Below are 18,884 nucleotides of genomic sequence, written 5' to 3' on the forward strand. Positions count from 1 at the left end.
TGGCTCAGCAGCCAACGACGCGAATGTTTGAATTTTGCATCGTTATCCAGAGAGACCAGCTCGATATTTACGATAACCTGCATAGACCAGCGCCAGCAGAACAATCATGCCGATTGCCAATTCTGCCCGGCGCTCACTTTCACGCGGGATAAATGGCGCCAGGGCAGTGGCGTCTTTTTCACGTCCAAACAAGGCATTAAACGTCGGATTCCCCTGATCCAACGCCCCTCTAATCGCTGAGGCATCTGCATTTTGCTGATCCCCCAAACCTTTGACGTAGGAAATCCATGAATCAGCCCGGACAACTTCACTTGTTCTGCCATGAATCAATGCTGCTGTACGGATCGTCTCATAGTGGTCCTCCAGCACTGCGGCTCCAGCTTTGAAACCCTTCATGTTACCTTTAGCAAACTGGCTGTTCAAGCCACTAACATCTTCTTTTAAAATCTTATAATACTGCTGCCATAAAGGCTGACGCGGATGTGCAAGCGCATCGGTCGCAAGTCGTAAATTGGCCGCAGCCTTCACCCACTCATCCGGTGATGCTTGGACGGACTGTGTAGCTTGCTGCACCTCAAGGATGCTGCCGGACAAAGCATGAATGGCCTCTACAGATAACGCTGCCTGCACCTGTCCGGTGCCAAACCATCGACTCACCTCGGCTACATCCGCGCGCGCTTTTTCAATGTTCCCGTCCATGACATCCCGGTACAGTATCGCAGCTGCATGATCTAGTTCCTCAATTTCTTTTGTATTTCCTATGGGTTTTGACTGATCACGCGCTTCTGCCACACCTGGAGGGACGCAGACAGATAGCAGCAGGACCATAGATAAAACAACACTCGAAACAATACGTATCATAATTTGAAACGCCTGACCCCTAAACATGGGACATCCCTCCTCACCTTACTGTATGGCAAGGTTACCGGGACTAGAACTTGCTTTAGGACGAATCGTTTGAAGCCGGGTTATGCCCGGGACAAAATAGGAAACATTCGTTGGTTTTCTTTACATGTGTTTTGATCTTTAGTTTTATAAAATAGCGTCGTATCTTCCTGTTTCAACAGAGAAATATTGCAGCCTTCCTGTTCTCTTGGTGTAAAGCCAAAAACAACCTTCTTCGTTTCTTGTTTCGTTACCGCTGACAGTATGATATCCATAGGAATTTCGCCCGTTCCATAAATATCGTAACAATTCATCGTATCCCCTTCAAAATCTGCAACCACAATCGTATCGTATTGAGGTATATACCAAAATTTATCATTAAAAAACGAGATGGCATAGAATAAGACCAGCCATTCACTACTTTTCGCAGCAAAAAGTGAATACGGATTTAATCTAGCACTTTTATTTTTCAGTAAATTTAAATCCGACTGCTCTTCCATGTTCAATTTCTCAACTTTAATGTCTACGTTGTTTGCGGTTACTTTCCGGTTTAATTGATATTCTTGTACCGAAACAAACCCGAATTTAGGGTAAAAATTCTTCACACTATCATTTGCGAACAAATACATAGCATCACAGTTGCCCTGCCAATCTTCTAATACACGTTCTATTAAAAACCGGCTCAACCCTTGATTTCTATAGTTGGTATCCGTCATTACAGTTCCGATTTGGATATACTTTCTTATTTCACCCGACAAACAAAAATCCATCAGACTTATAGATACATTAGCCACAACAGCCTCCCCATCTAAAAGTACGTAAGGGATATATTTATCATTCCAAAAGCCCAATTGATACCAAGCCTCAAAATCAAAACCAAAGCTTTGTTTGGCTAATTGATTAAAGCTCTTTCTTATTTTAAGATCATCACGGATTCCTTTTTTAAATATATATTCTTTTTGGCTTATAACAATATTCATCTCTATTTCTCCACTTCTACTCCCATTCGATTGCGCCCAAACATGGCAAGCCATGTCGCTATGATACTGACAAGGGTCAGCATATAGGTAAAAGCACGCACTTGCGGTACATCATCCGTTAGCGTCTTCGGAAGATACGGATATATGCCAAATGTATAATCCATCGTATCATTTAACAATGTCCAGAGTGCAGCTAGGCATAAAGCAGTCCATTTGCAGGTGAAAAAACGCACGAACAGTAACACTTCGACCGCCATTGCCGTGTGAGATGCCACCAGCATCCAATCCTGCCATATCATGTGTCCCCCCTGCGCGACTCCCCAAAAAATAATAGCCGAAGCCCAGATGCCATATTTTACACTCGTGACAACAGCCAACGCCTCCATGATCTGGCGAATGACCTTTAAGCTCTTGAGATGCGGAGAATAGAGCAAAAATGCTATAGAGATCGTAAAAAACAGACTCGCCGTCGGACTATCAGGCACAAATACAATCTGCCACAACGGGTGATAATTTAGTGTATATTCCAACTGCCCCCCATACCATATGTACCCATACACTGTTCCCACAAAATTACACCAGAACAGCAGCCACAAAAAAGGCCGGCTCGTCAAGAACGACCGGCTCCACAAATAAGATAACGACACGTCCTTCATCCTCCGTTCATACGACAGTTACCTTGTACAGGCTCCATCCTACAAAGACTATATCATATCCAAGCGTATCAAAAAAACCTGACCGCCGCTACAGTCAGGTTTGATGATTATAATCTCGAACTAACGATTTGTCTGAAATCCAACTTAGGGTTCCTAAAATTGTTCTAACTCATTGCTTTCAGCTCATCCGTAAGATGACGAAAAGCTACTTCATCTCCGGAGGCTAGCGCCTCATCAATATCCTTGTAGAGTTTTTCACTCCGGTGTTTACGTAATGCCTCGTCCAAAACCATCTCAGCAGACAGGCCCAACATTACTTCATAAGTAACCTTCATTTTATCCATAGGATGCACCTCCAACATGAGTTTAAGAGATCCTATATTCTTTTCCTTTCGCCACATAGCTGAGTGCCGTTCGTGACATCCGCTGCAAATCTGCATCTGTCAATTCGCGCACCACTTTGGCAGGTGTACCGAGAGAAAGAGTATAGGGTGGTATTTTGGTATTTTCCGTAACGACCGACCCTGCTCCTATTAAAGCATATTCACCAAGCTCCGCTCCGTTGAGTACAATGGCCCCCATACCGATTAAAGTGCCTTTGCCTACCGTACAACCGTGGATTATTGCAGCATGACCTACCGAAATGTCATCCGCCAGCAACAGGGGCTGATCCGTGTTCACATGTCCCACGACACCGTCCTGAATATTGCAGCGTTCACCGATGATGATAGGCGCCATATCTCCGCGCAGTACGGCATTAAACCATACAGAGGAATCTTGACCGATCGTTACTTTTCCGACAATTTTTGCTCCTTCTGCCACATAGACAGATGAATGGAGCTGTGGCATGTTTCCGTTATAGTGAATCAGCATCAACTTCACCCTCTCATTTTGGGTGAAATTCTATCAACATGTGTGCTGCTTGTCAATGGAGCCGTATACCCGAGTCGTTCCGCCCAATGCGGCACTCTCCCGCCAACTTCAGCCCCCAGGCCGTCATCTGTACAGATGGTCCTGTCGAATGATCACCCTGACGAAGCATACCCAAGTGAAGCATCATTCGTATAATCCTCTGATCAAAGACCGAACGGGGCGTATCATAGTAAAACGGTCGAATCAGTGGGCCGATATGTACAAAAAGCGACTCTGAGGACGTCCAAGGCCTGGCACATTCTCCAATCCAGTAGACTAGAGAGAGCAAATTAGGAACGGCTCCTTTATACAATCTTAACCAAAACCTGAATAGCTGTATCATTTCCTGCTCAATTGTATGCTCCTGATGCGCTTCTCCCTTTGTCGTCAGCACAACTTGGTCCCCTTTCTCCTCAATGTACTTGGAGTGACGGGCATAATCATACAGTAGTGCCATTCGGTCTGGATAAAACTTAAAAGAGGAGCCATACCCGAAACGCCATCCTCCCTTACCCAAAAGCGGCTCCGCAATGTGCAAATGCTCCATCAGCTGCTGCTGATTGCGACGATACCAAGCTCCCTCGGGATTTAGCGGAACCTCATGCTGCCCCATGTATTGAAGGAAAAGTCGTAAATCCTCTGCCAGCAGATGCCCTTCATCCCGGTACGACGACGGTTCGCTCACCCGGGTCATTCCGCTTTGGAAGTCATGTACCATAACACGTCGAAAGCGCTCCTTCATATCCAACGGAATTTGGAACAAATACCTCGTATTGTGCGTCGAACCATTGAACAACCAGCCACTAGAACGCAGACGGGTCACAATATCCCTTGGCCGCTCACCAGGACTTTCGTCCTCCTCAACAGACTGTTTGGCTATTGCAACCAATTCCTCCATGCTGAAATACGGTCGGTCATCGAACAGCAGCGCGTTCAAAAACCTTACCTCTGACAACCTCAGCTCCTTGACCTGCGTCTCAAAAAAACTACTGCTGCCGAGCTTCGTCAAAATCCCCTGGATCAACTCATGCTTGGAATTAGGTTTACAGTCACAATCGTAATACACCGCGATTCTGTTCAAATGCACAATATCCGCAAATGTCAGCATATCCGCCAGATTCATTGTTCCATCGCCTCGTCACTGGACTGTCATCCGGAATTGATTCTTACCTGTTGTACCCACAGCTTTGACGGATTGTTCAGACTCTAAACCTCTTTTTTTGCAAAGCTATAATTAAAAAACAAAAAAGACCACGACTTCTACGATAAGTAGAAGCCTTGGTCTTTTACTAACTTTTTGAGTTACAGTCACTTTTCTCTTGCAAATGCTTCGTGCAATTATACAAAAGTGGTGCCCAATCCATATCCTCACGCTGGAGTACGCTAAGTGACAAATTGCCGATTCGTTCCGTGAATTTTTCCTGATACAGAGCCTTATACAAATTAGCCAAAAAACCGCCGTGGGAAACGACCAGCAGATTCTTGTCCCGATTTCCCGTCCAAATGGCCTCCATAAAAGCTAGCCCACGAAGCTGAAGATCCGCATCGCTTTCCTGCCCTAGATCCAGCAGATGCCAGTCGACTCCCCACTTCTCTTCACGCTCGGCCTGTGTCATGCCCTCGACCTGACCATAAGCACGTTCTCTTAGTCGATCATCAGGCTCTAACAACGGGAGATGCAGAGCAGAAGCAATAATCTCCCCAGTCTCTTTCGCTCTGGAGAGACTACTTGTAATAAGCCCGTCCCAATGATAAGGCTCTTCCTTTAATCGTTCTGCTAGCAGGCGTGCCTGTCTGCGCCCTTCCTCATTCAACGGAATATCACTGTGGCCCTGGATTTTCCCTACCGCGTTCCAATCCGTCAATCCATGTCTGATCAAGCCAATAAGCATCGTGTCGTTTCCTCCGCTGTTTTGTTATTCAGTCATTATTATGAATTCATATTGGACCAGCTGTCCTGCTAATTTCTGACCCTTCTCGCCCGATGGATCCAGCCCAGAGAAAATAAAGCAAGCGCAAGTGCCAATACAGACAACAGCATCCAGTATTGCGGATAAGTAGGAACAATGCTAGCAACCAGCGGGTCCATAATGCCACTATTCACATCTTTAATGTGGTATTGATATTGTGGAGATGTACTTGTAGTTTCCAACAGGCCTGTCGGTAAAATACCAGTGTCCATGACAGGAGCTGCTTGAGGGGGATTTTCCTGAGAGGAGCTTCCATTCCAGTTCAAAAACAAAAAGCTGCATAAAAATACGGCCAAGAAGCCGGCGATCCATACAGACATATACTTACGGGCTGCTGGGTTCACACGCGCACGTCGATGCTCGCCCGGAACAAGCCACGGTGATTCTTCATAAATTCGATCCATGACCCTGCGATTCATTGCCTCTAGCTTATCATCTGTTATTTCAAAGGAAATATCACGAATGGCGGATCGATTTTCTTTTGACAAATCCCACTCTTTTTCTTCCGAACCATGCTCCCACCCAGCAGACGAGCTTTTGGCCCGTCTGCGCTCCGAGTCTTGTTTCGATACATTTTTGCCTGTAGCGAACAAATCCTCAGTGTCCCTGGATTTCATTGGCTGCTCATCCCTTCGTTTTCCTCATAGAGAGGTTCAAAAAAATAAGGCTCCAACTGCGTCTTCACACTGGTTCTTGCCCGGAAAAGCAATGACTTCACCGCACTGACCGTCTGTCCTAAAATAGTCGCAATCTCCTGATAATCTAATTGCTCATATTCACGCAAAATCAGCGCAGATCGCTGCTTCTCAGGCAATCTATTGATCGCTTCACGAACCATCTCTACCTTCTCACCGCGAAGGACGGCCTGCTCCGGAATTACATCCGATGGAGCTACCGGTACATAACCGCTCTCCTCCAATGGAACCTGACCGCTACGGTGCTTGCGAAGCTCACTTAGCACCGTATTGCGTGCAATTGTATATAACCAAGTGGAGAACGATGCGTCTACCTCGCGAAAAGAGTGCAGGCTCCGATACGCTTTATAAAACGTCTCTGAGCATAAGTCCTCAGCAATCATTTCCAGGTTCGAACTTTTCAGCATATGATAAACAAAAGCTAAAATTTTACGTTGGTGCCGCCTCATTAATTCTGAATAAACCTCAACATTACCTTGTTTGATTTCCTGAATCATCTGGGAATCTGTCATCATCCGAGTGAGACCCTCCTCGCCCATACATGTGCTGTTTTCCCGTTCGATTCTGTCTATATATACCGAACAGGTCAAAAAAAGTTGCGCCCTCTGCGCAAATGGATGAAACAGCATCATGGAACATTTGTTATTTTCTTACCCTATGTAGTGCCAACATTAACGGTGCTATCCCCAACAATATTCAACATCCAAAATGGACTTACCCATTGTACCACAAAATGACCGCCAGTAAAAAAGTCCAAAATCCCCACGATTTCCATCAATGCCTCCCTAACGCTGGCAACTAATTCATTTATACAGCTTTTCAATGGATTTTAAATTTTTTCAAGATTAAATGACTAACCGATTGAAAGTGTTCTTTTCAAATGCACCAATAAGGATAAATACACAAAAAGAAAACGCTTTAAAAAAATATTGACAAAATGAAAACGTATACATATAATAAAAGTACAGTATGGTTTCTCTCCACTCCTATCCTACTCAGCTACTTCACTAAAAGTAGCTACCACCCGGGGCTTTGCCCGGGTGGTCTTTTTTTTATTCAAAAAAAGGAGCTTTAAAAAAAGCGGACGAAGAAACCTTCGTCCGCTCTAGATCTTTTCTACTACTTCACTCCCAGAAAGTGTGTGTTGCTTTATAGGCGGTCAGTAGCGCAGAGGTTCATTTGAATCTGGAGAAGCGGAGCGTTCGCCTTTGCCGCCGGATTTTCCCATTAAAGAATCTGATCGAAAAAAATCCGGCGGCAACAGCGATCGTAAGATCAAATGAATCGCGAAGCGGCCTCCTTAACGAACATCTCACTTTCCTTCCTATACCACCACTTTATAGCCCATCGAATCCAGCAGAGTCTTAGCACGCTCCCAATCCTGCTCTTGACGGAAGGAAAGCCGCATGATGCCTGGGACATCCTCCCGGCTTTCAATGATTTGCATATTGCTCAGATTAATGCTGTGATTACCGAGTTCCATAGCAATTCGCCCGATAATCCCTGGGGTATCCGGTACATCAATATACAGATCAAACGTGGAGACGATGACTCCTTTGCGACGCTCTGGCAGTTCACTGCGGAAGTGCCCAGCTGTCAAAAACTCGTCAGCTATTCCCTCACCGTCTTGTATTCTCAGTAAATGGGTAAAACGCTCAATCTGTCCGTTCCATTCTTCCAACAGACCTAGTAAAACTTCACGATTGCTCAGTAAGATGTCCCGCCACACAACCGGATCACTAGAGGCTATCCGTGTAATATCACGGAACCCACCGGCGGCCAATGTACGGTACAACGGATTTTCATCATTGTGCTTTCGCACCTGATTCACCAGCGCCGCTGCAATAATGTGCGGAAGATGGCTAATCGCGCCGACAATGTCATCGTGCATATCAGGTTGGACACGCACAACATGAGCACTAGTATATTTTAACAAACGTTCCAGTGAACTGTATGCTTCCTCAGGCACACCCTCTGCCGGGGAAAGCACATAATATGCGTTTTCAAACAGCAACGCGGAAGCAGCCTTTACACCGGAACGCTCTGAACCGGCCATCGGATGACCACCGATAAAGTAAGCGTTGCGCAAAGAAATTTCTGATGCTTTCTTGGCAATTGCCGATTTCGTGCTGCCTACATCAGTGATAATACAACCCGCTTTAAGCGGTAACTTGCTTAACAGTTCGAGATAATGCTCCAGTAAGCCCACAGGTACGCATAAAAAAATAAAATCGGCATCCGCTGCCGCTTCTTCAACCGAGAGAGTCGCGGTGTCCACGACACCACGGCTTAACATCGGTTCCATCAGTTCAGGGAGATGAGCATGGCCGACAACAGTAATATTCGGCTTCCCTTTAAAACAAAGTGCGAGGGACCCACCAATCAGTCCCACGCCGAAAATGGCAATCTTCATCAATTATCAAATCCCATCTGCGGAAATTATAGGCGTACTTTCGCCGCTTCCGCCCCCAGGACCTGTTCCAGCGCACGAATAAACAACTCATTTTGCGGCTGTGATCCAACCGACACCCTAATATATGTCGGATATTTGTGATGACCTGCGCGAATAATCACACCTTTACGAAGCAACTCCTGGAATACTTCACCGGATGGACGACGTACATCCAGCATAATAAAATTACCATGTGCCGGGAAAGACTCCAGTCCCAGACGCTTCAGCTCATTTTGCAAATAAGCTCTGCCCTCTGCATTACGATCCCGGCATTCTTGAACAAATTCCTGATCTTCCAAGGCAGCAATGGCCGCAGCCTGTGCTACCCGTGATGTATTAAACGGTTCACGAACCTGATTTATCAAGCGAATGATTGACTCAGCTCCCATACCATAACCAATGCGCAGCGAAGCAAGCCCATAGATTTTGGAGAAGGTGCGTAGTACAACCAGGTTTTCATACGCTGGCAACAAACGAATGCCGTCGGGATACGAGCGATCCGTCACAAACTCGGCGTAGGCTTCATCCAGTACAACCATGATATGCTTTGGTACTTGGTCCAAAAACGCAATCAGCTCTGCTTCGGGTACAATCGTGCCCGTCGGGTTATTTGGATTACAGATCCAAATAATTTTCGTACGGTCATTGATGTGGGACAGCATAGCATCCAGATCATGTACACCGTCACGCAAAGGCACCTCAACTGCAACCGCTCCCTCAATTTCTACGTTACTTTTGTATACGGAAAATGTCTGATCGGCCATAATGCTTTCTTCCCCGGGAAGGAGAAAAGCACGCGTAATCAACGCAATTATTTCGTCAGATCCGCAGCCATAGATAAACTGTTCCTCTTTTAAACCCGTCCGTTTAGCTAGTGCCTGTGTCAAAGCTACGGCACTTCCGTCAGGATATACACTAATGTTAGCAAACTCCTGCTGAATGGCCTGCAACACTTTGGGAGAGCTACCATACGGATTCTCGTTCGAGGCGAGCTTGATGACTTCATCGAGTCCCAGCTCACGTTTTACGTCTTCAATCGGTTTACCGGGCTGATATACTGGCAAATGTACAATATGCGGTTTAGGTTGCATGCCCCTACCTCCTCTATCCAATCAGAACATATTTATTACTTTCTATTTTGACAGCCATTACTGCTTTAATTGTGCCACAAAATTATGAATTTGCAAAAGACCTTCTTGCCTGCGCGCAGAATCATTCAGCAATGGAATGGCTTCTTCCACCTGACGTACAATAGCACTGCCGACCACAACTCCATCGCAAATGTTTGAAAACCGGGCTACCTGCTCTTGAGTAGAGATCCCAAAGCCGACCGCTACCGGAATATCCGTATGCCGTTTGACCTGCGCGATAAAGCCCTCTATACCTTCAAAAAAGGAAGCTCTTTCCCCGGTTACACCCAGCGAGGATACACAGTATACAAATCCTCGGGCCTGACGGACAATTCGCTCGATCCGCTGTTCAGAAGTTGGAGCCACCAAAGGAATCAGATGCACACCCACCTCTGCTGCCCGTCCTCCCAGCTCCTCCGCTTCCTCAAGCGGAAGGTCCGGAATAATCAGACCACTGATACCGTGCTCCTGCAAGCCTGCGAAGAAAGCATCCATACCCATCTGTAATACAGGGTTATAATACGTGAACAGAATAAAAGGCAGGCTTGAACCTGCCGCCCTAGCCAGAGAAGCTGTCTCCATGCACGTGCGGATGGAAATTTGCCGTTTCAGTGCACGCTCAGACGCGCGCTGAATTACAGGACCGTCAGCCAGTGGGTCGGAATAGGGTACACCCAGTTCCAATATGTCAGCTCCGGCCGACTCTAACTGCCTAATGATCTCTATTGTAGTATCCACATCCGGGTCGCCTACCGTCAGAAAAGGAATTAATGCCGTTTTGCCTTCATTTTTAAGGCGACCAAACGCCTGATCAATTAAATTCATGACGGATTTCCTCCCAAATACTTGATAATGGAGTCCACATCTTTATCCCCGCGTCCAGACAAACATATGACGATAATATCATCTGCCGTCAACGTAGGTGCCAGCTTGACGACCTGTGCAACTGCATGTGCCGACTCTAATGCAGGAAGTATTCCTTCGGTACGGCAGAGAAGCTGAAGCGCATCCAGCGCTTCCTGATCGGTAATCGGAACATACTTGGCCCGCTCAATATCTTTCAGGTATGAATGCTCCGGTCCAACACCTGGATAATCCAGTCCAGCCGAGATGGAATGCGCAGGCTGCACTTGTCCGTACTCATCCTGAAGCAGATAACTCATAGAGCCTTGGAAGACCCCTTGTGTTCCCTTGGTCATCGTAGCTGCATGAAATTCCGTTTCGACACCTTTTCCAGCGGCCTCCACGCCAATCAAAGCGACACCCTGATCCTGAATAAAAGGATAAAACATGCCGATGGCATTGCTTCCGCCACCGATCGCTGCCACGATGACATCCGGAAGTCTGCCTTCCTTCTCTAGGATCTGGCGACGTGTTTCATCACCAATCACACGTTGGAAGTCCCGCACCATCATCGGATACGGATGCGGACCGACAGCTGAACCCAAAATATAGAACGTATCATGGACATGGCTGACCCAGTAACGCAAAGCTTCATTCCCGGCATCCTTAAGTGTACGTGTACCCGATGTCACCGGAATGACCTCTGCACCCAAAAGCTGCATCCGAAAGACGTTCAGCTGCTGGCGCACAGTATCCTCTTCGCCCATAAACACCTTGCATTCCAATCCGAGCAACGCAGCCACAGTCGCTGTCGCGACACCATGCTGTCCTGCGCCTGTCTCAGCAATGACCTTCTGTTTACCCATACGCTTCGCCAACAAACCCTGAGCTAATGCATTATTGATTTTGTGGGCACCGGTATGATTTAAATCTTCGCGCTTCAAGTAAATTTTAGCCCCGCCCAAATGCTGACTCAGACGCTCCGCATGATAAAGCGGCGTTTCCCGACCAGAATAGTCCTTTAGGAGCCCGTTCAACTCTGCTTTAAACTCGGGATCATCCGCGTACTTACGGTAGGATTCCTCCAATTCAATCAGTGCGTTCATCAACGTTTCCGGTACAAAACGTCCTCCAAATGTTCCAAAACGTCCGTTGTTATCAGGTAATTGTGTCATGCCTGCTTCACCCTTTCTACGAATGCTGTGATTTTTGCAATGTCCTTGACTCCGTTCGTCTCTACACCGCTGGATACATCCAGCCCATCGGGATGATACTCATGAACTAGCTTTTCCGCATTATCGGCAGTCAGCCCGCCGGCTACAAACAAAGGAATTCCATGTTGATGAGTCCAAGCCTGATAGGCAGGAATTCGATCCCACGCAAACGTTTTTCCGGAGCCGCCACCATACAGGGGATCGTATGTATCCAGCAGTAAAGCGTCAATTGCCCCGACATAGGCATCCAATTCGTCCGCCGAGCGTTCTAGCTGTCCTTGACTGTCCACAGACCATGCCTTGAATACCTGTATACCAAAATGCTCCCTGATCTCCCGACAGCGCTGCGGACTCTCCTGTCCATGCAGCTGTATGACATCCAAGGGTGCTTTCTCCATCACATCATTTAACAGTGCATCACCAGGGTTCACAAATACACCCACGCTGCGCGGTCTGCTGCCTGAGGTCCATTCATCCAATACGCGAAGCAGCTCTCCAGCCTGTACGCCGTCAATCCGGCGCTTGCTGTCGGCAAACACAAAACCTATATAATCGACCGGTAAGTTTACCATAGATTTTAGCACTTCAACGCTTTGAAGTCCACAAATTTTTATGCCCGTTTTGTTCATGCTATAATCCCGTCCATCAATTCGGCTACAGCCTGTCCTACATCTTCCTTGCGCATCAGATGCTCCCCGACCAGGATACCGTGTGCACCTACCGAATGCAGATACTTTACATCTTCCGGTCCCGCAATTCCGCTTTCACTGATGAACGTAACCCCTTTAGGAATTAGTGAGATCAGCTCCTCTGTCGTCTGGAGACGAGTCTCGAATGTCCGCAGATTTCGGTTATTTACGCCAATTAAGGTTGCTGTCCCCAGCTCCAGCACCGCTTTAAGCTCCTCACTGTCATGCACCTCTACCAATGCGTCCAGCCCGAGGTCCTTGGCGATCTGTAAAAAGGACCCTAATACACGCGGTTCCAGGATAGCGGCAATCAACAGCACCGCATCCGCTCCCAGCAGACGAGCTTCATATATTTGCCGTTCATCAATGATAAAATCCTTTCGCAGCAGCGGAATCTTCACCTGATCGCGAATTTGCTGTAAATATTCAGGGCTCCCCTGAAAATACGTCACATCTGTCAGTACAGAAATGCAATCCGCTCCTGCTCCCTCATATGCACGTGCAATGTCCACAGGGTGGAAATCCGGTCGAATTAACCCTTTGGATGGGGAAGCCTTCTTCACCTCAGCAATCAGTCCGAGCGGACGGTTGCGTCCGCTCGCGATCGCATTTTCAAATCCTCTCGTCGCAGATAAATCAGCAATTAATCGTTCAGCTTTACTTATTTGAAAATGCTTCTTAAGCTGCTCCACTTCTTGTCGCTTCGTCACCACAATTTTATCAAGATACATATTGATATTCCCCCGTTGCCTGTATTAATTGATCTAGCTTGGAAAGTGCCAGTCCCGAGTCAATGGCTTCTGCCGCTCGTGCTACTCCGTCCGTCAAGGTGGCTGCCGCGCCTGATACATAAATGCACGCTCCTGCATTCGCTAACACAACATCCCGATAAGATCCATGCTCTCCGTTCAAAATTCGTCTTATGATATCTGCGTTAACCTGTGCGTCGCCGCCCAGCACCTGATCGAGAGAATGCGTCTGCAAGCCCAGATCCGACGGATGAAGCTCGAACGTGTGAACCTTGCCGTCCTTCAGCTCGGATACTCGTGTCGCAGCTGAAATACTAATTTCATCTAGTCCATCCAGACTACTGACAACCATGGCCCGTTTGGAGCCTAGCTGGTTCAATACCTCGGCAATGACTTCCGTTTTATTGGCGTCATAAATGCCCAACAGCTGCCGATCCGCACCAGCCGGATTCGTCAAAGGACCAAGCATATTGAATACCGTCCGCACACCCAGCTCACGGCGCGGCGCAGCGGCATGCTTCATAGACGGATGATACAGCTGTGCGAATAAAAAGCAGATGCCGATTCGGTCCAGACAAGACCTAGCCTGATCACTCGTCAAATGAATGTTGACTCCCAACGCCTCCAGGACATCAGCGCTCCCGGCACGGCCACTTGCAGAACGATTGCCATGCTTTGCTACCCGTACTGACACCGAAGCTGCGATGATCGCGGATATCGTAGAAATATTAAACTTGTGAATACCCGAACCTCCAGTGCCACATGTGTCCAGCAGACGACCACTGCCTTCTTCAGCTTGCACTGGACTAGCGTAGCTACGCATAGCCTCGGCAAAACCAGTGATTTCATCTACCGTTTCCCCTTTGAGGCGAAGAGCCGTCAGTAGCCCGCCAATTTGCGCCTGTGTAGCATTTCCACTCATAATTTGTTCCATTACGCTACGGGCCTCCGTACGCGAAAGATGCTGTCCCTCAATGATCCGGCTTAACCCCACTTGCATCATGTCATGTCGTTCCATTGTCGTCTCCTCCTCAAAATCAGATTTTTGTGTGTTACGGAGTGTACAAATAATCCTGGTTGATGACGCTGTTATAGGGCTGTGTCGTTGCCGGGAACATCACTTCTGCCGTGCGGATTGCCTTCAGCAATGCCTTTGCTTTGTTTACCGTCTCCTGATACTCGCTTTCCGGAACCGAGTCCCACACAATTCCAGCGCCTGCCTGGACATAGGCCCGGTTCTTTTTAAACACAATTGTGCGAATCGTAATGCAAGCGTCCATATTGCCCGAAAAGCCCAAATATCCAATCGCCCCTGCATAGGGTCCGCGTGCTTCCCGCTCCAACTCAGCAATAATCTCCATGGCCCGTAGCTTCGGAGCCCCCGATACAGTGCCGGCTGGCAGACAAGACAGGAAGGCATCGAAGAAATCTTTGTCCTCACGTAGCTCACCCGACACATTGGAAACAATGTGCATGACATGGGAATAGCGTTCAATCTCCATAAACGTATCGCATTTGACTGTGCCAAACTGTGATACACGGCCCAAATCATTTCTTCCCAAATCGACCAGCATCAGATGTTCTGCACGCTCTTTTTCATCGTTTAACAGTTCTTCAGCAAGTGCCGCATCTTCTGTCTCCGTTACCCCACGCGGTCTCGTTCCTGCAATAGGACGGGTTTCTACCCGGCCGTTTTCCACCTTGACGAGTGCCTCAGGCGAAGTGCCTACGATGATCTCGTCATCCATTTTCAAATAATACATATATGGCGACGGGTTCATCGTGCGCAGCACGCGGTATACCTGTAAAGGAGAGGCCTCTGTATCAATGTGAAAACGCTGGGATAGTACAACCTGAAAAATATCACCGGAGCGGATATACTCCTTCGCCTGCTCTACGTTTGAAATAAATTGTTCCTTCGTCATATTGGATTGGATCTCACCTAGTTCCACATCATCAGGAATGGAAACCGATCCTAATCGCTCAGGCGGGGTCTGCTTGCGCAGATACTGCGCCGTTTCCTCCAACCTGCGTTCCACATCAGCATAAGCAGCACGAATGTCCTCATCGCGGAACCCTTCACCTACATGAACATTGCCGACCAGCAAAATTTGCTGTTTCACATGATCAAAGACAATGACTTGATCGCAGAACATAAAACGAATATCATCCATATTCAAATCATCTACCGAATGCTCTGGCAGCTTTTCATAGTATTGAAGCAAGTCATATCCAAAAAATCCAATAGCCCCGCCTGTAAATGGAGGCATTTCTTTCAGTTTCGGACTACGGTATTTACGAAGCAATGCTTTGAGCGCTTCAATCGGCTTGTCGTTTAATATTTGCCGTTTACCGTGTTGCTCCAATATCAAACGTCCTTTTTTACCCGAGACCATTAGGAACGGGTCTGTACCGATGAATGAATGTCGCGCCCACTGTTCGCCTCCCTCTACACTCTCTAGCAGAAAGGCACGGTCCCGCTCGGCATACCGACGGAAAATCCGAATCGGCGTCTCCATATCAGCCAGCACTTTTTTGTACACAGGAATCAGGTTAAATTCACTCGCCATCGTTATCACTTGCTCCACATGCGGCGTTAACATGAGATCACTTCCTTTCCAAATTGGCGCAGAACCAAAGGAGAGAATATAAAAAAGCCTCTACCGGTAAGGTAGAGGCTGTCAGTTATCGAAATTATAAGAATGCTCCATATGTAAAATGACTACAGCAAATAGATAAGTATACACTCATCCCTTTTGTATAACCGCACAGGTTGCCTCAAATAAGCTTCTCTGTAGAAGAATATCTCTTCATAGACAAAAGCTTACCCGCTACCGCCGATCTCTGTAATCTCATATGGAATTGGCTAAGGCTGCACTCTTCTCATCTCAACTCTGTCTCTGGCTAACTCTACTCTACTTAACTCTGCTACACACACTATATCTCATGGGATGTTACTTTGGCAACCATCAACTTTAAAAACGGGCACTTATTTCCCTTGGGAAGCCAGATCCGGTCTTAACGCCTGTGCTCCGTTCAAATATACATGTTTAATTTCCCGCTGGGATTTATCGGTGTTCACCTGTACCATCAAACGGATGCACTTGGGTAAACTGCCTGCCACAGGAATTTCTAATGCACACATGAGCGGAACCATATCCCAGCCATCAAGCTGACGAATGGCCTTGGCTGGAAAGGCAGTATCCAGGTCATGGGTCACCGTAATCCATACGTTACTAATATCCTCCGGCTGAATTTCATTGTAGGATACAATTTCCTCCAGTAGTTGGCATGTTGCTTCCAAAATTTCGTTTTCTTCATTATTCACTACGGTCGTCGCGCCACGAATTCCCCGATTGTACATCGTTACGCCCCCTCTTTTAACTGTTCAATAACTCGTCGGATGTAAGAGACGGAAATATCCTTCACAACCTCCACGTGCCCGATGCTACGTGGGACGACAAAAGTAATGCTGCCTTCTTTGAACTTTTTGTCATGCATCATCGCGTCCAGCAGCCGATCTGTATCGAGATGTGACGGAAGGGAGGTCGGTAGCCGTAGCGAAGACAACATATCCTTCGTTTCATCTACCAAAGAAGGATCTGCCCCCAGCTTCACGCCCAAAAGTGCGGAGCCGACCATACCAATAGAAATGGCTTCCCCGTGTAAAAACTCACCATATCCCGCAATGGCTTCAATCGCATGACCAATCGTATGACCTAGGTTTAGAATAGCGCGTAAATCATTTTCTCGTTCATCGCGCGACACCACTTCGGCTTTTACGGAACATCCCTTTTCCAGACCGTACTCCAGAGCTGTCGCATCCAGCGCAAGTAAATCAGTCGCATGGTCACGGCACCACTGGGCGAAATCAGCATCCCAGATCAAACCATGCTTGATCATTTCAGCAAGCCCCGCAGATACCTCACGAGGAGGTAAGGTAGACAACGTATCTACGTCATATAACACAAGTTCCGGTTGATGGAAGGCTCCTATCATATTCTTCGCCAAAGGATGGTTGATGCCGACCTTACCGCCCACGCTACTATCATGGGCAAGGATCGTAGTGGGGATCTGTACAAACTTGACACCTCTCATATAAGAAGCTGCCACAAATCCAGCCAAATCACCCACCACACCACCACCAAGTGCAATAACGGCTGAATTGCGATCCAAACCGCCCTCAATGGCTGCTGTTATGACCTGCTCAAATACAGCAAGCGACTTGGAGGTTTCACCTGGCTTAACGACAAAGGACACTGTCTTGTAGCCAGACGCCTGAAGATTGCTCTCCAATGTTGCCAAGTAGAATCCCGCTACATTTTCGTCAGAAACAATTAACAACGGGCTTTTTTGCGCAATTCCTCGTTCCTTCAACAACTCTCCGGATCGATGTAACAGCCCTCGTCCGATATGAATAGGATAAGAACGTTCGCCAAGTTGTACCGTCAGCGTACTCATCTTAGTACCGCCCCAGTTGTTCTTCGTAGGATGCAATATTCGCGCGAATCTCTTCAATCGAATCCCCACCGAATTTTTCTAGCAAAGCTTTCGCAATCTCCCAAGCTACGACATGCTCCATGACTACGCTTGCCGCTGGCACTGCACATGCATCCGAACGCTCAACCTGTGCGGTGAACGCTTCCTTTGTATCAATGTCGACGCTTTGCAACGGCTTGTAGAGTGTGGGAATCGGCTTCATTACGCCACGAACCACAACTGGCATTCCATTCGTCATACCACCCTCAAAACCACCCAAACGATTGGTACGACGGTGATATCCACGTTCCTCATCATATAGAATCTCGTCATGCACCTGTGAACCGCGCAATTCCCCTGCTTCAAAGCCGATGCCAATCTCCACGCCTTTAAATGCATTAATCGACATGACGCCTTGTGCGATACGTGCATCCAGTTTCCGATCATACTGTACATGACTGCCCAGACCAATCGGAACACCTTCTACAATACACTCCACTACCCCACCGACTGAATCACCTTCTTGCTTGATCAGATCAATGTATGCTTCCATTTTCTTTTCGGTTTCTGGATCGGTTACTCTCACCGAGGAGGCTTCTGTCACGGCAATCAGCTCATCAATCGGCAAATCACGGTAAGGAGCTTCGATTTCCCCAATACGGATGACCTGACCTGCCACCTTGATTCCGAACTCAGCCAGCAATTGACGGGCCAAACCGCCGCATGCCACACGAATTGCTGTTTCACGTGCACTGGAGCGCTCCAGCACGTTACGAAGGTCCTTCAGGTTGTATTTCATTCCGCCATTCAAATCCGCATGACCCGGACGTGGCCGGTGAACCCGACGCTTGTCTTCATCACTGCCTTCAATAGGCTCAATATTCATAATGTTCTGCCAGTGCTTCCAATCGTTATTTTCCACAACCAGCGCAATCGGTGCACCTGTGGTATAGCCGTGACGTACGCCTCCGGCAATCTTCGCCGTATCTTTTTCAATCTGCATACGCCGACCCCGTCCATACCCTTTCTGACGACGGTGCAGCTGAAAATTCAATTCCTCAAAATCCAATTTTAAATTGCTCGGCATACCCTCTACAATGGCAGTTAGCTGGGGACCATGCGTTTCCCCCGCGGTTAAATAACGTAAACTCATGACGCGTTCCCCCTTTAAACTGTTAAACTGTGCATCGCTAAAATCTTTAACTGTGCTTCATTATAGTATACGCACCT

The 18,884-nt window shown here is 47.5% G+C and carries 20 protein-coding genes; all 20 read right to left on the reverse strand.

Annotated features, from left to right (window positions below; genetic code table 11):
• Positions 1–42 precede the first annotated feature (42 nt).
• The 20 genes from NLX82_RS02155 to aroC all read right to left on the reverse strand — a co-directional run bounded on the left by NLX82_RS02155 (position 43) and on the right by aroC (position 18,807).
• Entirely contained in the window at positions 43–888 is an 846-nt protein-coding gene (locus NLX82_RS02155) for a sporulation protein YpjB (RefSeq protein WP_023989150.1), read from the reverse strand.
• 80 nt (positions 889–968) lie between these two features.
• Complete coding sequence (locus tag NLX82_RS02160) at positions 969–1,865, reverse strand: GNAT family N-acetyltransferase (RefSeq protein WP_028540647.1); 897 nt, start codon at positions 1,863–1,865, stop codon at positions 969–971.
• Positions 1,866–1,867: 2 nt separating this feature from the next.
• Complete coding sequence (locus tag NLX82_RS02165) at positions 1,868–2,512, reverse strand: DUF1405 domain-containing protein (protein ID WP_028540646.1); 645 nt, start codon at positions 2,510–2,512, stop codon at positions 1,868–1,870.
• Positions 2,513–2,685: 173 nt separating this feature from the next.
• Positions 2,686–2,865, reverse strand: a complete 180-nt coding sequence (locus NLX82_RS02170; protein WP_013371655.1) for an IDEAL domain-containing protein — start codon at positions 2,863–2,865, stop codon at positions 2,686–2,688.
• Between the two features lie 22 nt (positions 2,866–2,887).
• Positions 2,888–3,394, reverse strand: coding sequence for a gamma carbonic anhydrase family protein (locus NLX82_RS02175; RefSeq protein ID WP_025723088.1), 507 nt, complete (start codon positions 3,392–3,394; stop codon positions 2,888–2,890).
• Between the two features lie 52 nt (positions 3,395–3,446).
• Positions 3,447–4,556 carry a hypothetical protein gene (locus tag NLX82_RS02180; RefSeq protein WP_068941609.1) on the reverse strand — a complete coding sequence of 370 codons (1,110 nt, stop codon included), beginning with the start codon at positions 4,554–4,556 and terminating at the stop codon, positions 3,447–3,449.
• A 166-nt stretch (positions 4,557–4,722) separates the two neighbouring features.
• Entirely contained in the window at positions 4,723–5,325 is a 603-nt protein-coding gene (locus NLX82_RS02185) for a histidine phosphatase family protein (protein ID WP_023989155.1), read from the reverse strand.
• Positions 5,326–5,393: 68 nt separating this feature from the next.
• The gene (locus NLX82_RS02190) at positions 5,394–6,020 is read right to left on the reverse strand and encodes a hypothetical protein (protein ID WP_025723085.1); all 627 of its coding nucleotides are present in this window, start codon (positions 6,018–6,020) and stop codon (positions 5,394–5,396) included.
• Positions 6,017–6,613: an RNA polymerase sigma factor gene (locus NLX82_RS02195; RefSeq protein WP_013310707.1), complete on the reverse strand. Its 597-nt coding sequence runs from the start codon at positions 6,611–6,613 to the stop codon at positions 6,017–6,019. Before NLX82_RS02195 ends, NLX82_RS02190 begins: the two co-directional genes overlap by 4 nt.
• Positions 6,614–7,422: 809 nt before the next feature.
• On the reverse strand, positions 7,423–8,511 hold the full coding sequence (locus NLX82_RS02200) for a prephenate dehydrogenase (protein ID WP_068941606.1): 1,089 nt from the start codon (positions 8,509–8,511) through the stop codon (positions 7,423–7,425).
• Positions 8,512–8,537: 26 nt separating this feature from the next.
• The gene (gene hisC / locus NLX82_RS02205; protein ID WP_023989160.1) at positions 8,538–9,641 is read right to left on the reverse strand and encodes a histidinol-phosphate transaminase; all 1,104 of its coding nucleotides are present in this window, start codon (positions 9,639–9,641) and stop codon (positions 8,538–8,540) included.
• A 57-nt stretch (positions 9,642–9,698) separates the two neighbouring features.
• Positions 9,699–10,505 (reverse strand): tryptophan synthase subunit alpha, encoded by an 807-nt coding sequence (gene trpA / locus NLX82_RS02210; RefSeq protein WP_023989161.1) that lies wholly within the window; start codon positions 10,503–10,505, stop codon positions 9,699–9,701.
• Entirely contained in the window at positions 10,502–11,698 is a 1,197-nt protein-coding gene (gene trpB, locus NLX82_RS02215) for a tryptophan synthase subunit beta (RefSeq protein WP_023989162.1), read from the reverse strand. Before trpB ends, trpA begins: the two co-directional genes overlap by 4 nt.
• The gene (locus NLX82_RS02220) at positions 11,695–12,366 is read right to left on the reverse strand and encodes a phosphoribosylanthranilate isomerase (protein WP_023989163.1); all 672 of its coding nucleotides are present in this window, start codon (positions 12,364–12,366) and stop codon (positions 11,695–11,697) included. Before NLX82_RS02220 ends, trpB begins: the two co-directional genes overlap by 4 nt.
• Positions 12,363–13,157 carry an indole-3-glycerol phosphate synthase TrpC gene (gene trpC, locus NLX82_RS02225; RefSeq protein WP_023989164.1) on the reverse strand — a complete coding sequence of 265 codons (795 nt, stop codon included), beginning with the start codon at positions 13,155–13,157 and terminating at the stop codon, positions 12,363–12,365. Before trpC ends, NLX82_RS02220 begins: the two co-directional genes overlap by 4 nt.
• On the reverse strand, positions 13,147–14,193 hold the full coding sequence (trpD, locus tag NLX82_RS02230) for an anthranilate phosphoribosyltransferase (RefSeq protein ID WP_023989165.1): 1,047 nt from the start codon (positions 14,191–14,193) through the stop codon (positions 13,147–13,149). The genes trpC and trpD overlap by 11 nt, the downstream gene beginning before the upstream one ends.
• Before the next feature lie 34 nt (positions 14,194–14,227).
• Positions 14,228–15,778: an anthranilate synthase component I gene (gene trpE, locus NLX82_RS02235; RefSeq protein WP_075154394.1), complete on the reverse strand. Its 1,551-nt coding sequence runs from the start codon at positions 15,776–15,778 to the stop codon at positions 14,228–14,230.
• A 386-nt stretch (positions 15,779–16,164) separates the two neighbouring features.
• Positions 16,165–16,539 (reverse strand): chorismate mutase, encoded by a 375-nt coding sequence (gene aroH, locus NLX82_RS02240; protein ID WP_013310718.1) that lies wholly within the window; start codon positions 16,537–16,539, stop codon positions 16,165–16,167.
• Positions 16,540–16,541: 2 nt separating this feature from the next.
• Complete coding sequence (aroB, locus tag NLX82_RS02245) at positions 16,542–17,636, reverse strand: 3-dehydroquinate synthase (protein ID WP_254347448.1); 1,095 nt, start codon at positions 17,634–17,636, stop codon at positions 16,542–16,544.
• 1 nt (position 17,637) lies between these two features.
• Positions 17,638–18,807 carry a chorismate synthase gene (gene aroC / locus NLX82_RS02250; RefSeq protein ID WP_028540638.1) on the reverse strand — a complete coding sequence of 390 codons (1,170 nt, stop codon included), beginning with the start codon at positions 18,805–18,807 and terminating at the stop codon, positions 17,638–17,640.
• Positions 18,808–18,884: the final 77 nt, after the last annotated feature.

The organism is Paenibacillus sp. A3M_27_13, from assembly GCF_024213315.1.
Taxonomy (GTDB): domain Bacteria; phylum Bacillota; class Bacilli; order Paenibacillales; family Paenibacillaceae; genus Paenibacillus; species Paenibacillus polymyxa_B.

Excerpts from the sequence above, each read along its gene's own strand:
- NLX82_RS02160 (WP_028540647.1), bottom strand. The coding sequence starts at position 1,865 with ATGAATATTGTTATAAGCCAAAAAGAATATATATTTAAAAAAGGAATC.
- NLX82_RS02170 (WP_013371655.1), bottom strand. The coding sequence starts at position 2,865 with ATGGATAAAATGAAGGTTACTTATGAAGTAATGTTGGGCCTGTCTGCT.
- aroC (WP_028540638.1), bottom strand. The coding sequence starts at position 18,807 with ATGAGTTTACGTTATTTAACCGCGGGGGAAACGCATGGTCCCCAGCTA.
- NLX82_RS02175 (WP_025723088.1), bottom strand. The coding sequence starts at position 3,394 with ATGCTGATTCACTATAACGGAAACATGCCACAGCTCCATTCATCTGTC.
- NLX82_RS02220 (WP_023989163.1), bottom strand. The coding sequence starts at position 12,366 with ATGAACAAAACGGGCATAAAAATTTGTGGACTTCAAAGCGTTGAAGTG.
- NLX82_RS02195 (WP_013310707.1), bottom strand. The coding sequence starts at position 6,613 with ATGATGACAGATTCCCAGATGATTCAGGAAATCAAACAAGGTAATGTT.
- NLX82_RS02155 (WP_023989150.1), bottom strand. The coding sequence starts at position 888 with ATGTTTAGGGGTCAGGCGTTTCAAATTATGATACGTATTGTTTCGAGT.
- NLX82_RS02185 (WP_023989155.1), bottom strand. The coding sequence starts at position 5,325 with ATGCTTATTGGCTTGATCAGACATGGATTGACGGATTGGAACGCGGTA.
- trpD (WP_023989165.1), bottom strand. The coding sequence starts at position 14,193 with ATGGAACGACATGACATGATGCAAGTGGGGTTAAGCCGGATCATTGAG.
- NLX82_RS02190 (WP_025723085.1), bottom strand. The coding sequence starts at position 6,020 with ATGAAATCCAGGGACACTGAGGATTTGTTCGCTACAGGCAAAAATGTA.
- NLX82_RS02200 (WP_068941606.1), bottom strand. The coding sequence starts at position 8,511 with ATGAAGATTGCCATTTTCGGCGTGGGACTGATTGGTGGGTCCCTCGCA.
- trpA (WP_023989161.1), bottom strand. The coding sequence starts at position 10,505 with ATGAATTTAATTGATCAGGCGTTTGGTCGCCTTAAAAATGAAGGCAAA.
- NLX82_RS02180 (WP_068941609.1), bottom strand. The coding sequence starts at position 4,556 with ATGAATCTGGCGGATATGCTGACATTTGCGGATATTGTGCATTTGAAC.
- hisC (WP_023989160.1), bottom strand. The coding sequence starts at position 9,641 with ATGCAACCTAAACCGCATATTGTACATTTGCCAGTATATCAGCCCGGT.
- trpC (WP_023989164.1), bottom strand. The coding sequence starts at position 13,157 with ATGTATCTTGATAAAATTGTGGTGACGAAGCGACAAGAAGTGGAGCAG.
- trpB (WP_023989162.1), bottom strand. The coding sequence starts at position 11,698 with ATGACACAATTACCTGATAACAACGGACGTTTTGGAACATTTGGAGGA.
- aroB (WP_254347448.1), bottom strand. The coding sequence starts at position 17,636 with ATGAGTACGCTGACGGTACAACTTGGCGAACGTTCTTATCCTATTCAT.
- trpE (WP_075154394.1), bottom strand. The coding sequence starts at position 15,778 with ATGTTAACGCCGCATGTGGAGCAAGTGATAACGATGGCGAGTGAATTT.
- aroH (WP_013310718.1), bottom strand. The coding sequence starts at position 16,539 with ATGTACAATCGGGGAATTCGTGGCGCGACGACCGTAGTGAATAATGAA.